This window comes from Aquitalea sp. FJL05, assembly GCF_003852595.1.
Classification (GTDB): domain Bacteria; phylum Pseudomonadota; class Gammaproteobacteria; order Burkholderiales; family Chromobacteriaceae; genus Aquitalea; species Aquitalea aquatilis.
This window is the reverse complement of record NZ_QAJS01000010.1, coordinates 1-14,847: the sequence shown is the minus strand read 5'-3', so window position 1 is coordinate 14,847 and position 14,847 is coordinate 1. Positions and strand designations below refer to the sequence as shown.

Here is a 14,847-nt window from a genome sequence, read left to right as displayed (position 1 = left end):
AGCGCCGGGCCACCATGGCGCGACGCTGTTATCAAGGCCGGTGAAGCTGCCTGGTTCTTACAGCGTGCCAGCCACCTTCTTGTTACGCATCAGGCACAGCATGTCACAGGCCAGATGAGCGGCCGCAATGGCGGTCACTTCGCTCTGGTCGTAAGCCGGAGCCACTTCGACCACGTCCATGCCGACAATGTTCAGATCGCCCAGATTGCGTACGATCTTCAATGCCTGGGCACTGGTCAGGCCACCCGGTACCGGCGTGCCGGTGCCCGGTGCAGCGGACGGGTCCAGACAGTCGATATCGAAGGTGAGGTAGACCGGATGATCGCCGATCACTTCCTTGATGCGGGCGATGGTGGCATCCACGCCATTGTCGTGTACCCACGGCGCATCCAACACGTTCATGCCCATGAAGTCGTCGTTCCAGGTGCGGATACCCACTTGTACCGACTTGGCCGGATCGATCAGGCCTTCTTTCACGGCCTTGTAGAACATGGTGCCGTGATTCAGGCTGTCCGGCTCGTCGTCCTGCCAGGTATCACAGTGGGCATCGAAATGCAGCAGGGCCAGCGGCTTGCCGTATTTTTCTGCGTGTGCGATCAGCAGCGGGTAGGTAACGAAGTGGTCGCCGCCGAAGGTGAGCATCTTGGCACCGGAGGCCAGGATATGGCGAGCATGCTCGATGATGGCCGGCTTGATGGTCAGCGGGTTGTGCGCATCGAACCAGCAATCGCCGTAGTCGATGACGGCCAGGTCGTCGAAGGGATCAAAGCCCCAGGGGAAGGGCTTCAGCTCGGCCAGCTGCACGCTGGCGGCACGGATGGCCTGCGGCCCCATGCGTGCGCCGGAGCGGAAGGTGGTGGACAGGTCCAGCGGGATGCCGGACACCACCACATCAGCGCCACTCAGGTCGCGGCTATAGTTGCGGCGCATGAAAGACAGCACGCCAGCATAGGTATTTTCGATGGAAGAGCCATACAGGCCCTGACGGCGCACTGCGCCATCGCCCTTGATGATATCGGTCACAGACACTCTCCAAGAGAGAGTACGCCAACGCTGCCACGCCCCATTCCATGACAATGGACTGAGGCTTAGAATAAGTGGGAGACTGACGATTGCCGTCCATCTTGCACAGCCGACGGGTTAAGGCTGCCGCGCCCCTTGGCGCGGAACCGGCAGTGTGCCGCGAGCCGTGCTGCAGTTCAAGTGCGCCACCGCGCTGACGCGGCAAAACATCCACAGATGCCACAAAGGGGCCATCATGACTTCCTCGTCGCAAGACTACACGCTGGCCATGGAGCCGGTGCGCATCGGCCAGCCGGCCTCACCGCCCACGCCGCAGGGTGATGGCCTGGGCTTCAGCTTCAGTGGCAATGGTGCGGCTTACTTCCGCATCTGGATCGTCAACCTGCTGCTGTCCATCCTCACCCTGGGCATCTATTCGGCCTGGGGCAAGGTGCGCAGCCACCAATACCTGTACGGCCACACCCGCTTTGCCGGTGCTGGTTTCGGCTACCACGGCAAGCCACTGGCCATTCTCAAGGGGCGGGCACTGGTTTTCCTGGTGCTGCTGCTCCTGGGCGTGACGCAGAAATCCTCACCGGGCCTGCATGCCCTGCTCTATCTGCTGCTACTACCGGCCCTGCCCTGGGTGGTAGTGATGGCCATGCGCTTTCGCCTGCGCAACACCAGCTGGCGCCAGATGCGTTTCAACTTCCGCGCCAGTACCATGGATGCGGTTGGCCCCTTCATCATGGGCCTGATCATTACCGTACTGACGCTGGGTATTGGCTTCCCCTACGCCCGCCACATGCAGCAACGCTTTCTGGTCAACAATGCCTGGTTTGGCAATGCCCGCTTTGAAATGCTCAACTGTGCCAGCGACTATTACCGGGTCTATTTCCGCGCCAGCGCGCTGGGTTTGCTGATGCTGCTGTTATTCGGCTTTATCGGCGGCCTGTATTCCTCCATCATCAGCCACCTGTTCAGTGGCCACTTAAGCGGTATCAGCCTGCTGCTGCTGGGCGCGACGGTCTATCTGGGGGTGCTGCTGTTGTGGATGTCCATCGGCCAGGTGGTGCGCGACGGGCTGGCCAACGTGATGTGGAACCATATCCTGCTGGAGAGCAATGGCCGTCTGCACCGCTTTGAAAGCAGCATGACGCTGCGTGGCCTGATGAACCTGCATGCCAGCAACGCCCTGCTCACCCTGCTGACACTGGGCCTGTATTACCCCTTTGCCAAATTGCGCGCACTGCGCTACAGATTAGAACATCTGAAGATGTTTCCCGATGAAGACCTTGCCGCCATCCGTGCCCGGCCACAGTCCTCGCGTAGCGCGCTGGGCGATGCCGCCGCCGATGGCTTTGAACTGGATCTGGGCCTATGAGTCTGCCGGGCAGTTATATGGATGGCCGCAGCCCCGTCAGCCGGGCGGTAATGCTGCAGCGCGATGCTCACCACCTGGTGTTTACCGATGGTGTGCATACCCACCGCTATCTGGCACGCGAGGTGGAGTTCGAAGCCGGCCTGCCCGGCCTGCCCGACAAACTGCAACTGCCCGATGGCGGCGTGATCGAAGTGGCCAGCGAATACCGCTGCCGCCACCTGAGCGGCGGCCTGCCGCTGGGGGTACGCCTGCTGGAGTGGCTGCACAGCGGCTGGCAGGTACTGGCCGTGCTGGCGCTACTCACCGTAGTCGCCGTCTGGTGCGGCTATCGCTATGGCCTGCCCTGGCTGGCCGATGAAGCGGCGCGGCGCACGCCCATCGCCATCGAAGAACAAATGGCCGCCCCCACCATCAGCTTGCTGGAAAGAACCAACAGCATCCGCCCATCCCAGCTGTCACAGGCTCGGCAAAATGCCTTGCAGGCGCTGCTGATGCAGGCCGTGCCCAAGGGCAGCCGCTATCACTATCAATTGCGGGTGGTGGATTCGCGCGATATCGGTGCCAATGCCTTTGCCCTGCCCGCCGGCCAGGTCATTCTGACCGACCAACTGGTCAAGGTGGCCAAAAACGATGAAGAGGTGTTTGCCGTATTGGCGCATGAAGTGGGCCATGTGGAGGGGCGGCATGGGCTGCGCGGCCTGATCCAGTATGGCGGCCTGTCACTTGCAGTGACACTGTTCAGCGGCGACACCACCCCCATGCTGGCGGTGGCACCCATCATGCTGGCCGACATGAAATACTCGCGCGATTTCGAGCGCGATGCCGACCGTTACGCCTTCCGCGCGCTGGCGGCCCGTGGCAGTTCGCCCTGCGTGCTCGGCCAGTTCCTCACCCGGCTAAGCGGGGCGGATGGCGCAAGCACCTCCTTGCTGGCCAGCCATCCCGGCAGCGAGGAACGCAGCCACCCCGATGGCCAGCAATGCCCGGCCTGAAACACCAGCGATGGCAGGTGCAGGACCGGCTCAGTCCCGTGGCCCGGCCCCCTGCTCCTGATGCTGCAACCACCAGCGCCAGCGCAGGCGCATGTCGTACCACACTGGCCGCAGGCCCAGCCCGAACAGCAGCAGCGCCAGTGGCAGGGTAAAGGCGTAACCCAGGTGCTTGAAGCCCAGCGCCCCCACCACCCCGCCCAGGAAAAAGGCCGACAGAATCATGCTGTATACCCACAAGCGGCTGCGATTGGATTTGATGTCCTTGATCTTGGAACTGTGCAGGTGATTGTAATAACTCATCTTGGTCAGCTCGATGCCGATATCGGTGGCAATGCCGGTCATGTGGGTGGAGCGCAGCAGGCCGCCGGACAGCTTGGTAACGATGGTGTTGTGCATGCCCATGATGAAGCACAGCAACATCACGGTAGGCGGGGTAAACAAACCCTTGTGACTGGCCAACCCCGCTCCCAGCAAGCCAAACAGCAATAGCAGGCCAGCCTCTTCCATCATCGACACCCCGTAGCCACCACGCAGCCGCTGCCGCCTGGCCCACAAGATCAGCCAGGTGGAGTGCATGGCCCCGCCGATGAAGCACAGCAGCATGATCAGCATGGAGAGCGACAGGCGGATTTCCCCCAGCGCCAGGTCATCGGCCATGCCGGAGACAATGCCGGAAACATGCGAGGTGTAGCGATGCACCGCCAGAAAACCGCCGGCATTGAGCGCACCGGCGATAAAGGCCATGGAGCCGCCCAGCTGGCGCAGCACGCGGTCATTGAACGTGCCGCGATCCAGCAGGCGGGTGATATTGCTTGAACGTCGGGACATAGCAGACCATGAAAAAACGGCAAGGCGGGACATCCCGCCATTGCCGTTCATCATCCATCTTCGAGCGGCCTGCTGACAAGCGCAGGGCCGGCTTCATTTGCTGCAACGCAATAATCAGCGGCAGCTTTGCAGCGGAATCCCCGGCGTCAGCCGCTTTTGCAGCGCCTGCAGACGTTCGGCCTGTGCCGGCTCCAGCGCCTTGAAGCTGAGCACGGTGGCAGCGCCCTTCTGCCCCTTCTGCTCGCTCATGGCCTTATCGAAGCCGGCGGCCTTGAGCTTGGCCAGCATGGCCTTGGCCGCGCCCTCCTGCCCGAACAGGCCGAGCGACACACTGCCCTTAAACGGGTCGTTATGCACGATGTAGTTGTCGAAGCCCTTGTCCTTCAGCTCGGCAGACAGGGTCTGGGTTTCAGCCTGGGTGGCCAGCGGCGGGTGATAGACCCAGAATTTGCCATTGCCCTTGACTTCGCCCTTGGCGGTTTCCGCCATTTGCTCGGCCTTCAGCTTGAGGCTGGGCAGACCGCCCTTGACCCGCGCCAGCAACTTGGCGTCCAGCGTGCCCCAGTCGTAACAGGCCAGCGCCTTGGCCGGCTCCGGCTTGGTGGCTTCCACTTTCGGTTTGTCCGCTGGTTTGTCAGCTGGCTTGGTGTCCACTACCTTTTTCACCTCGGCCTTGGCTTCCGGCTTGGAGGCCTCGGCTTTCGCCTTGGCGGCTTCCGGTTTGCTGCTGGCCGGCTGCGAAGCAGCCTTGCCCAGATCGCCCGGTTTCAGGGTCTCGGTTTGCGGCATGGAGGCCACCAGCTTGAGCGGCGCGCTAGCATCGGCGGCCGGAGCCGAAGCCGGCTGCCAGTCCGGCGGCAGCAGCTTGACCTGCTCGGGGCTGATTTCCTGGGCGTGCACGTCTGCCGGTGGCCGTTGCTTGAACGAGCCATAGCCGGCTACCGCCAGATTGAGCACCATAATCAGTACCAGAAACCACTTCATGATTCGCACGCCACTCTCAAGAGTCCCATCAGCACCAGATTATCCACGATACGCGGCGGCACGGCGAGTTGCGCCGCAATGACTGTGGCATCACCGCCGGTCAGCAAGACTTGCGGCAGGCCACGACCGGTATGTGCCGCCAACTGCCGGCCCATGCGCTCGATGGCCCCGCACTGCGCCGCCAGCACACCACTGGCCAGCGCATCGGCGGTACCTTGCGGGAAGATTTGCACCTGCCCAGCCATGCGATCCAGCTGCGCCGTGCCCTGCGCCAGGCTGCGCAGCATCAGTTGTTGTCCGGGCAGGATCATGCCCCCCAGATAATCGCCCTCAGCCGTCAGCGCTTCCACGGTCAGCGCCGTACCGGCACAGGCCACCACCACATCGTCAGGGCACAGACTGCGAGCCGCCAGTACCGCCAGCCAGCGGTCGGCCCCCTGCTCGGCCGGATTGCGGTAGTGATTGCGCACATCAGCAAAACTGGCAGCTGAACGCACCCACTGCACCGGACAGGGCGCAGCCTGCCCGATGGCTTGAGCTACCTCGGGGCGCGCCACGCTGGCGGCATGGACGGTGCTAATTGGCCAGGCGGCCCATTGCGGTGCCAGCGCAGCAATGGCGTCATGCGCGACGGCACCTTGCGCCAGCCAGCGGCTGCCATCATGCACGCCCCATTTCAGCCTGCTATTGCCGGCATCCAGCAACAGCTTCATGTGCGGCTCCGCAGGCTGACTTCTCCGGCATGGAAAATGCGCAAGCTGCCATCTGCAGTTTCCACTTGCAAGGCACCATTTTCAGCCACGCCACGGGCAATGCCATCCACCGGCTCACCGTGGGAAAAGCTCAGCCGCACCGGGGCGTTTTCGTGGCTGGAACAGCGCATCCAGTCATCGCGGAATGCGGCAAAACCTTCGCGATTGAAAGTCTCCAGCACCGTGGCCAGCTCGCTGAGCAGCGCGGCCAGCAACTGGTTGCGCCCCAGCCGGATGCCGGCCTCGGCCAGCGAAGCCACCGGCTGGTCAACCTCGCCGGGGCTATCCAGATTCAGACCAATGCCAATCACCACCGCCGCCGGCCCCAGTGCATCGCCGGATAACTCAATCAGGATGCCGGCCAGCTTGCGGCCATTGAGCAGGACATCATTGGGCCACTTGAGCTGTACCGGCACCGCCAGCTGATGCAGGGCGCGCGCCAATGCCAGGCCGACAGCCAGCGACAGGCCGGCCAGTTCGGCCAGGCCGCGATCAAAGCGCCACAGCAGGGAAAAAGTCAGGCCAGCACCCAGTCGGGTTTGCCAACGGCGGCCCAGGCGGCCACGCCCGGCCGTCTGCATTTCTGCAGCCAGCACCAGGCCATGCAGGCCACCGCTGGCGGCGCGTGCCATCAGCTGGCTATTGGTGGAGTCGGTACGTTCGGCCACGGCCAGGGTGAATGTTTCCGCCGCCGGGGTGGTCAACGCCTCGCGCACACGGGCCACATCCAGCCACTCGAAAGCCTCGGCCAGCTTGTAGCCCTGACCGCGCACGCTGAACACGGTGAGGCCGAACTCCTCTTCGATGGCATGCACCGCCTGCCAGATCAAAGTACGAGAACAACCCAGCTCGCGCGCGATATCGGCACCGGAATGAAAGCGGCCATCACTCAACTGGCGCAGTACGGCAAAAGCATGTTCGCTCACTGCTGATCCTCGGCCGCGCGGATCTTGTTGATGGTTTGCGTGGTGGAGGTGGCAAACAGGAAGGGGATGGAATGCACCTGGCCGCCACGGGCCAGGGTTTCGGTGCTGCCGACTATCTTGTCCACCGTCCAGTCACCGCCCTTGACCAGTACATCCGGCTGCACCAGTTCAATCAAATCGGCCGGGGTGTCGCTGTCAAACCAGGTGACCAGGCTGACGCTTTCCAGCGCGGCCAGCACGGCGGCGCGGTTCAGCTCATTATTGATCGGGCGATCCTCGCCCTTGCCCTGGCGCTTGACCGAGGCATCGGTATTCAGCCCCAGCACCAGGCTGGCACCCAATGCGCGAGCCTGCGCCAGGTAGGTGACATGACCACGGTGCAGGATGTCGAAACAGCCATTGGTGAACACGATGGGCCGCGGCAAGGCGGCCAGCCGCGCCGCCAGAGCCTCTGGCGCGCAGATCTTGTCTTCAAATGCGGGAGTGGGATAAGTCATTCCGCCATTATCTCCGGCATGAGCTGTTGGAACAAATTATGGATGCACCATGGACGCGGGCGCGATGCATCGGGCCAATGAAAACGGGCTGAAAATCTCCAGCCCGTGGTCAACTCAAAAAGTACTTATCTCCAGCAATCCGACACGGACACCCCAGACGCGGACATATTTTTGGTACCGAGGCTATCCAGCGTCAGATCCCCGCAGGTTTCTGTATTCTGGCCTCCAGTAAGATTAGCCGTCGCCTTCAAGGAGTAACCAAGCCCGCTATTCAAAGTGGCTGATGCATTCAGATCATTCATCTCAATGGTATAGCGATTATTCTGACTATAAAGCGGAGTCGAATAGCCAAGACTGACCAAACTCGAAGCATACATGTTGTTCAGGGTGTAATACTTCTCTTGAGACTGTGCTACTGCTACCAGCGTAGCCTCTGCATCCGCCCGATATGAGCGTAATACATAGCGGCTATAGGATGGATAGGCAATCGCGGTCAGTATTCCGACAATCGCCAAAACAATCATCATCTCAATCAAAGTGAAACCTGATGGGCGAACTCTCTGCATTTCAACCCCTAGTTATTGATCAATTCACGCCATGTAAGGCGCTGCCAAGTACGGCTGAGATTCCAAGTCAGCATAGAGTTGACACCAGAAGTCCCAGACGTCACGGTAATAACCTTGCCATTATAACTATAGTCAGTACTTCCCAGAGAGCCACCCACCGAGACCCCGACAATATTACGGTATTGGCCATTTACCAAAGCCTGTGCAGCGGAATCACTCAGTTTAGGCACTGAAAATGCACCCCCATTATCGGCACTGACACGAATGACGAATGATTGATCAGTAGGTGTACATACATCACTGGTACTGGTTGCTGGGATATAAGTCTGGTATTCGACAGTCTTTGATTGAAAGCGAATCGCACCAACAGCCCGCTCTCCACTTAAGTTGAGATCTTCATACCATCCAAGATAACCTGGCTGAGAAGAAATATTCTGCTCTTGCTTGGTAGTAGTACCATTAACTGTACAATCCGCATTAGCACTAGTAGCCAAACTAGCATCTTTCCAAGTGATAGCGTTCTTGCTTACAGTTCGGTACGTTTTACTACCACCACTACCAGCAGCGACAATTGCCCCCGAAGCATTGAGATCGATGCTATCAAGTGTCTGCGGAAGCATCAAACTTCTAGCACACACCGGCACACCCCAATCCCAAATTCCATAAACAGTATGATTATTCGACTCTGGGGTACAGCTGCTACTCTTGTCACAACTTTCAATATACTTACCAGTACCGACATAAACCATCAAATTGGTTTTACTGACAGAAGCGACACCCGCTGCTGCAGGGAAAGCTCCAACAGCAGGTGGCAATACCACTGGCTGCAAATTGCCAGATGATGACTTTGCAGTAAACAATGCTTTTCCACCCAAGGCGACTTTCCACGTTGCTGGAGTTGTACCACTCATATCAAACTTCCAGACATTACCTTTCAAATCACCTGCATAAATCACATCGACCTTGCCATCCCCATCCAAATCAACAGGCGTTACCGCAGACAAACCATTGATAGAAGCAGTGGTTCCAGAACTAGTGTTAATTTTATAATAATTAGAACCCAGCACCCATCCAGTCGTCGTGGTAGTCAACTTTGCAGGAGTAACTGGAATAATAAAGAGTACGGCATCTCCATTACTGCTGTTATAGCCATTATTGGCTACCACATACCAGTTTCCATCATTTAGTTTAGCAATAGCAGGCTGGCCAAATGTATAACCTAGATCAGAATCAGCTGCAGAGGAGAACTCCCACTTCACCAAATTACTGGCTTGTGACTCTAAAAAATTCGCTGGATTTGTCACATCCAAGGCATAAAGTGCCTGACCACCTGCCCCCATGCCACCAGCCAGCAACGTCATCCAGCTTCCACTAGAATTCTTCACATCTGCAATCACAGGGGGCGCATCCACGTAGAATGCATGCGCATAAGCATTACTTGGCAATTGATTCAAATTAGAAATAGCGGCATTAGGAAGGAACGCAAGCTTTTCAGTACCACCCGAATTTGTTGCATCAAAAGCATGCAACATTCCATCATTAGCACCAACATAGACTATAGGGGTACGACTGGCATAGTTTGTTGCAAATGTTTTATAGCTACTCTCCTGATAATTTATATTACTGGATGCTGTCGATGGAGCACCTACATATTGAGGTGAAGAATTGACAATATCACCCAACTTGGTGGTCGTCCGTGGGCGAAACTGTGAGCTTCCAGTCCCTTCATTTCCGGCATTACCACGGAGATAGCTAAGCTTGAGCTGCGTGGTAGCAGTACTCTCACCACTACTGCTCTTCAATGCCGACTGCTGCGTCCCGGTCAAACCAGACCAAAGGAACGCGGCTCCCATACCGATACCATCACTACTGGTAATAATCTGACGACCACTATCACTTGTCAGCTTGGTCTGCGCATTCCATTGCGCCGTACCCAGAGAGACCGACGAACCTGAGACAGAAATCAATCGTTGAATCAACGAGCCAGACCAGTCACTGGTATTCAAACCAGCCTCATAATAATAAGTATTACTCGTACTGCTAATCGAGGATTGGCTACCAGTGCCGCCAGTGGCCGAACCATTCTGATTACTGATATTCTGAAAAGCCTTATCAAGCTGCGAATTCAGCTGAGCGGGATTACTCACCAGCGAGTACGCATCTGGTGAGCCATTACCATCAGCATCCCATTGCCATGTTTGTGTCGGATCAAAGGTATTCGGAGTAGATGGCGTCGTCTTATTGTCAGCAAAACCACCATACTTTGCCATATACCACAAAGGGCTTTGTAGCGTGGTGGTGGTACCCTGCGAAGTATCTACCGTAAAGGTTCCAGTAAAATTTAATGGTAATACATTGCTACAATAGCCATTATTGATCAATCCATAATTCAGTGGGCTGTAACGTGTAGAACCCACTGTTGTACCAACACATTCTGACTGCGATGCCGATTCATTTTCACGAACAACAAGGTATGCTCCTGCCTGATTAGCAGATGATGCACCTGGCAATGATTTCGCACCAGAAATAATGAAACCCATATGGTTTGAATTTCCACTAGCAGCATAAGTCGATGTAACCTTGACCTGTACCTGAGTGTTATTGATCTTTGTCACCTCATACACTGCAATTGCATCCAGATCGTAGTCGTTACCAAATTCAGAGTCATCATAATTGACCTGAAACTTATAATAGCTACCATCCGACGCTGCACTTAACAGGTAAAAATTAGAAATTGTCAGGGTAGTTAATGAAAACCCGGGGATGGCATAGACCACTCGACCATAAGGAGCAACGGTAATTGTGCCTCCGGTCAGTGGAATACTAACCTTGGGCAGCGGAGATGACAGACCTATCGCATAAGTGCGTATCGGGGCTAGTGTCGCCCCGGTAGGAACTGCTGCTGGGCTGATGATGGGGGTTGTACGAGCAAAATATGCTTCCATTGCAGAGTAATAACTACCTTGGCGCGCCGGTTCATCTGGTGACAAGCCTCTGATATCAAAATTACTGGCAGACTTGCTGGTAGGCAAACCATCCGCAGTACCACCACTTACCTCACCGATCAGTACATTCTGAGAACCATAACCCTCATAGCCCCATAGCGTCTTACCCAGGGTACTCACATTTAAATTCGATGATATATCTTTGGAATAACTAAACCCCCAAGGAGAACCGGGAACCTGGCTATCATAGGATGATATTGCCTCACTAATAACAGTGATAAATGGCTTGGAGCACCATGGACGAGAAGCATAAGGGTTAGTCCAGCTAGTAACTTTAGGCAGCCCAAACGTTGAGGTATCAATTCCAGTCGATCCGGTAATAAATGTCGGCCCACTTTTACCTGCCAGGTAGCGCAATGCTTCATAATACATGGTGGAAATTGGATTACCCCAGTTACCACTACCCGACGTACTTGGATCATAGCTAGAATTTGGCTTATTGATACGCAAGCGATCAAGTGTATCAACAATACCTCCCGAAATAAACGAGCCATCTGAATTGACTTCAGCAGAAAACTTCCTGATCGAGTCACGCAGGACGCCACCCAACTGAGGAAAATCATATGAACCGGTAATCAGCCCAAATTCCATATTACCGTTCACCCCATATTTATGGAGCAATCCAGTAGGAAGATAGTTACTACCATATTGCGTGCAGTTTGACTCCAGCATACCTGCAACACAGACCTGTATTTTTACGGCCATCCAAGTATATTGTGTAGATAAATTAGCATTGCCATCTGTGCTAAGCCAATCATTCATTGTATTTGTTGAAGGATTCATTGACACCACACGTAAAAGTGGTGTTCCTGGAAAGGAGTCATCCATATTGGCCATGACAATAGCCCGCCCACTACTCAAGGCTGATGCAATGGTTCTCGTCGCGGAGGTACTGCCATAGTCAGATACTGAAAAAGTTGTATCGACGTATGAAGAAAGACTATCCCCTCCAATAACACTAGAGGTAAAAGATTTCCCCCATACATGGGAATCAAGAGGAATTTGCGACCTTACCAATACCCCAGTGGTACCAGATGTTCTTTTACCTCCATACAATGACTTTCGCAGCACATCGATACGCGACATAGTGACATAATTCAAAAAATCACCACTCCAACTCGCACCATCACACTTTTTATTCGCAGTAGTTGAGTTGGGTTTAAACATCGACGAGCTATATTTATAACACTTATATGAATCAAAATAGCCATAATAATCAATTGACTTCGGCGTATATCCAATATCCGGTACCCCATCACCGGTCAAATCCGTATAATCGTTATAGGCTGCGGTGAAAAGATTATGGCTTTTCCCCATAACCAGCAAATTAACAGGATTCACCTGAATCAAATTCTGTAACAGTGGCGCTGTAGGCATAGTCAATGCCAATGCAAACGTGGGGGCTAATAATCCAATGAACAGTCTTATCATTACCAAGAATACTCTTTTCATTTAAAGCTCCTTACTGCTGAACCCACACAACTGATTCCAGATTTGTCTGCGTGACATTGCCAATTAATTTTCTTGCACCATAACCAGTAGCTAAAATACGATAATAATCCCTGCCACCATTGCTACTGATATAATTAATTGCATAAGTTGCAGATGCTGCCGTATTGGCCACCGAGACAACCCCGCTCGCAACAGTCCCACTAGCAGGGAGACTATCAGATGTTTCTATGTACACCTCGCCCTGCCGCATAGCCACCTCTGCAGCCATGAAAGATAATGAGCGTTCTCGATTATTACCACCCAATTTTTCTTCCATGAGCGCAGATCTAACCGCACCAAATCCCAATAACGCCATTACGCTCAGAAAAATCAATGCCACAAGCAGTGAAAAACCTGCTTGATTTTTTTCATGCAAATTAATTTTCATGGCAAGTTATTTCTCAAATATATCGTAGTCCTAAATACGCGACCTATTCGACCAGATCCTGGTGTATACGCATTACCGCTACAATCAGATATCGAGTAATTACTGGGTGCAACATAACTAGTCTCTGACTCAACCAATGCACACACCTGCACACTAAATACCCGCGTCCAATCGGCCACCCCGGCAGCTGAAAGATAACTATCCGGTATTCTATCTGCAGTTCCTACTGCATTATCCACACCATACTTCATGACAAACTGACTGACATTTGTCATTACTTGCTGTGCAGTTCCACCTTGGGAACTGGAACTAGTGCAAGACATTGTATTGCTAGCAGTCAGTGCAATTTGTGAAGTATTGAGAACAGCACTTGCATTAGGGCTTCCATTACAGTCAATGATTTGATTATCACTGTTGCCATAATATCTGTAGCTTATCGTATTGGATGCAGTTTCATTTAAAATCATACCCGCAGTCGGAAAAGTGGTTCCACTAATGGCAAAGTTAGTTGGCATACCATTACTTAGCCGTGAAGTATCAACATAGCCAGCCTGCCGTAATTGACCTGCAATCCAACGCATTAAAAAACGGCCTTTTTCTTGGATTTCGGCCTGTGCATTCTGGCTACGATATACAGCTTTGTTTGCAAAGAAAACTTGACCAACCAGCAACACTATGAATGAACTGATAGTAATGGCGACCATTAGTTCAACAAGTGAAAAGCCATGGTGTTTATTTTCTTCAGAACGAAAATTACTCATTTTAACGGAAGGCATAGGTAAAACTCGCGGCAGTAATTGCCCCACCTGAGGCTGTTTTTTCCATCCAACCAACTTGTACTTGTACCGAGCACGCAGTCCCTGCTGAAGCTGCAGTAGCAGACAAGGTATAGCTACAATCGGTTACTGCTGTAGTAGTCGTGCCATTTGGTTTTAATAAGCTAATTGCCAGCGTACCCGAGCTTAATGACTGAGAAGCTGTCGACACCATATATGTGATGTCACTAGCGACAATAGATTGCACACTGCTTATAACCGAACTACATGTCGAGCTAGCGGTGCTCCCAAGGTAGCAAGCTACGGTAGTACTGAGGTCAACCTTCCCTGTTGTACTATTGACTGTATATAGTTGATCACCAACTGATGCCCTGATCCTCTCTGCTGCCTCTGTTGCAATTTCAGAAGCCAAGCTACGTACATAGGCATCATGTGTGTCCCGAATTGATTTGAGCTGCATCCCCGCCATCGCAAGCATTCCAAATGCAACAACCAGCAATGAAATCAGCGCCTCAAGAATAGTAAAGCCGGATTCAGTTTTTCTATGCATATATTTAGTTACCCCTGATCAAACCATATGGAGCAACGGATATCGTCTTGCTGGCATTACTCGTCGTATTGGTGAGAGTAATAGCCACTGAATTGCCGATGCGAACACCACCTGATGACAGTCCTCGCACCTCTCCACTCGGAACAAAACGGAAACCTGAAGTACCTGAGGCAACAGCCGTACCACCCAGGTTCTGAACCTGCAAGATCGCGCTGGCAACTGGTGTTCCGTCTTGATTGATGTCGACAAACACGATCCAACCACGCGACCAATCAGCCCCCGAGCCAGAACAGCTTGATCCATCAGTGGATGCACAGATTCCCATATAACTACCGCGCCGGATTGCCTCAGCACGCGCATTGGCCATATCTGCAATCAATGCACTGGAAAGGGACTGGAAGCGGTTGGTATCGACGAACTGTGCGAAATTTGGAACTGCGATAGCCAATGAAATTGCCACAACAGCAATTACCACCATCAGTTCAACCAATGTGAATCCAAGTGCTAACGCAGGCAGTTTCATAGCCGAGCGTTCCTGCAGTCATTTTTCATTGGTATATTTTAGGAATTTTCCCAACAAATGACTGGTATGTACTGATGTACGTTATGAATAATCCGATAGTCGGTATATCACACACCCCTGCCAAGCCAGGCCCGACGCAACAAAGCCGCCCTTGGGCGGCTTGGGGGCACTCAGGCCAGGCCC

General features: G+C 54.1%; 14 protein-coding genes. 2 read left to right on the top strand and 12 right to left on the bottom strand.

The window, feature by feature from the left end; genetic code table 11:
* Positions 1 to 57: 57 nt before the first annotated feature.
* Positions 58 to 1,023: an agmatinase gene (gene speB, locus DBR44_RS10635; protein ID WP_103524823.1), complete on the bottom strand. Its 966-nt coding sequence runs from the start codon at positions 1,021 to 1,023 to the stop codon at positions 58 to 60.
* Positions 1,024 to 1,258: 235 nt separating this feature from the next.
* Between speB and DBR44_RS10630 the strand changes: the two genes are divergently transcribed.
* Positions 1,259 to 2,386 (top strand): YjgN family protein, encoded by a 1,128-nt coding sequence (locus DBR44_RS10630; protein WP_124644045.1) that lies wholly within the window; start codon positions 1,259 to 1,261, stop codon positions 2,384 to 2,386.
* Positions 2,383 to 3,378, top strand: a complete 996-nt coding sequence (locus tag DBR44_RS10625; RefSeq protein ID WP_124644044.1) for a M48 family metallopeptidase — start codon at positions 2,383 to 2,385, stop codon at positions 3,376 to 3,378. Before DBR44_RS10630 ends, DBR44_RS10625 begins: the two co-directional genes overlap by 4 nt.
* Before the next feature lie 30 nt (positions 3,379 to 3,408).
* On the opposite strand, the gene DBR44_RS10620 is transcribed toward DBR44_RS10625, so the two are convergent.
* The 11 genes from DBR44_RS10620 to DBR44_RS10570 all read right to left on the bottom strand — a co-directional run bounded on the left by DBR44_RS10620 (position 3,409) and on the right by DBR44_RS10570 (position 14,664).
* Positions 3,409 to 4,206, bottom strand: a complete 798-nt coding sequence (locus tag DBR44_RS10620; protein ID WP_124644043.1) for a YoaK family protein — start codon at positions 4,204 to 4,206, stop codon at positions 3,409 to 3,411.
* A 114-nt stretch (positions 4,207 to 4,320) separates the two neighbouring features.
* A complete protein-coding gene (locus DBR44_RS10615) occupies positions 4,321 to 5,190 on the bottom strand; it encodes an SPOR domain-containing protein (RefSeq protein WP_124644042.1) in 870 nt (289 codons plus the stop codon).
* A complete protein-coding gene (locus DBR44_RS10610; RefSeq protein ID WP_124644041.1) occupies positions 5,187 to 5,903 on the bottom strand; it encodes a type III pantothenate kinase in 717 nt (238 codons plus the stop codon). The genes DBR44_RS10615 and DBR44_RS10610 overlap by 4 nt, the downstream gene beginning before the upstream one ends.
* Positions 5,900 to 6,868 carry a biotin--[acetyl-CoA-carboxylase] ligase gene (locus DBR44_RS10605; RefSeq protein WP_124644040.1) on the bottom strand — a complete coding sequence of 323 codons (969 nt, stop codon included), beginning with the start codon at positions 6,866 to 6,868 and terminating at the stop codon, positions 5,900 to 5,902. The genes DBR44_RS10610 and DBR44_RS10605 overlap by 4 nt, the downstream gene beginning before the upstream one ends.
* Complete coding sequence (gene rfaE2 / locus DBR44_RS10600; protein WP_124644039.1) at positions 6,865 to 7,365, bottom strand: D-glycero-beta-D-manno-heptose 1-phosphate adenylyltransferase; 501 nt, start codon at positions 7,363 to 7,365, stop codon at positions 6,865 to 6,867. The genes DBR44_RS10605 and rfaE2 overlap by 4 nt, the downstream gene beginning before the upstream one ends.
* A 125-nt stretch (positions 7,366 to 7,490) precedes the next feature.
* Entirely contained in the window at positions 7,491 to 7,931 is a 441-nt protein-coding gene (locus DBR44_RS10595; protein WP_124644146.1) for a type IV pilin protein, read from the bottom strand.
* Between the two features lie 8 nt (positions 7,932 to 7,939).
* Positions 7,940 to 12,388: a pilus assembly protein gene (locus DBR44_RS10590; RefSeq protein ID WP_124644038.1), complete on the bottom strand. Its 4,449-nt coding sequence runs from the start codon at positions 12,386 to 12,388 to the stop codon at positions 7,940 to 7,942.
* Positions 12,389 to 12,398: 10 nt separating this feature from the next.
* On the bottom strand, positions 12,399 to 12,815 hold the full coding sequence (locus DBR44_RS10585; RefSeq protein WP_124644037.1) for a PilX N-terminal domain-containing pilus assembly protein: 417 nt from the start codon (positions 12,813 to 12,815) through the stop codon (positions 12,399 to 12,401).
* The gene (locus tag DBR44_RS10580) at positions 12,812 to 13,621 is read right to left on the bottom strand and encodes a PilW family protein (RefSeq protein WP_233578475.1); all 810 of its coding nucleotides are present in this window, start codon (positions 13,619 to 13,621) and stop codon (positions 12,812 to 12,814) included. The genes DBR44_RS10585 and DBR44_RS10580 overlap by 4 nt, the downstream gene beginning before the upstream one ends.
* The gene (gene pilV / locus DBR44_RS10575; protein ID WP_124644036.1) at positions 13,578 to 14,141 is read right to left on the bottom strand and encodes a type IV pilus modification protein PilV; all 564 of its coding nucleotides are present in this window, start codon (positions 14,139 to 14,141) and stop codon (positions 13,578 to 13,580) included. Before pilV ends, DBR44_RS10580 begins: the two co-directional genes overlap by 44 nt.
* A gap of 4 nt (positions 14,142 to 14,145) precedes the next feature.
* Positions 14,146 to 14,664: a GspH/FimT family pseudopilin gene (locus tag DBR44_RS10570; protein ID WP_124644144.1), complete on the bottom strand. Its 519-nt coding sequence runs from the start codon at positions 14,662 to 14,664 to the stop codon at positions 14,146 to 14,148.
* Positions 14,665 to 14,847: the final 183 nt, after the last annotated feature.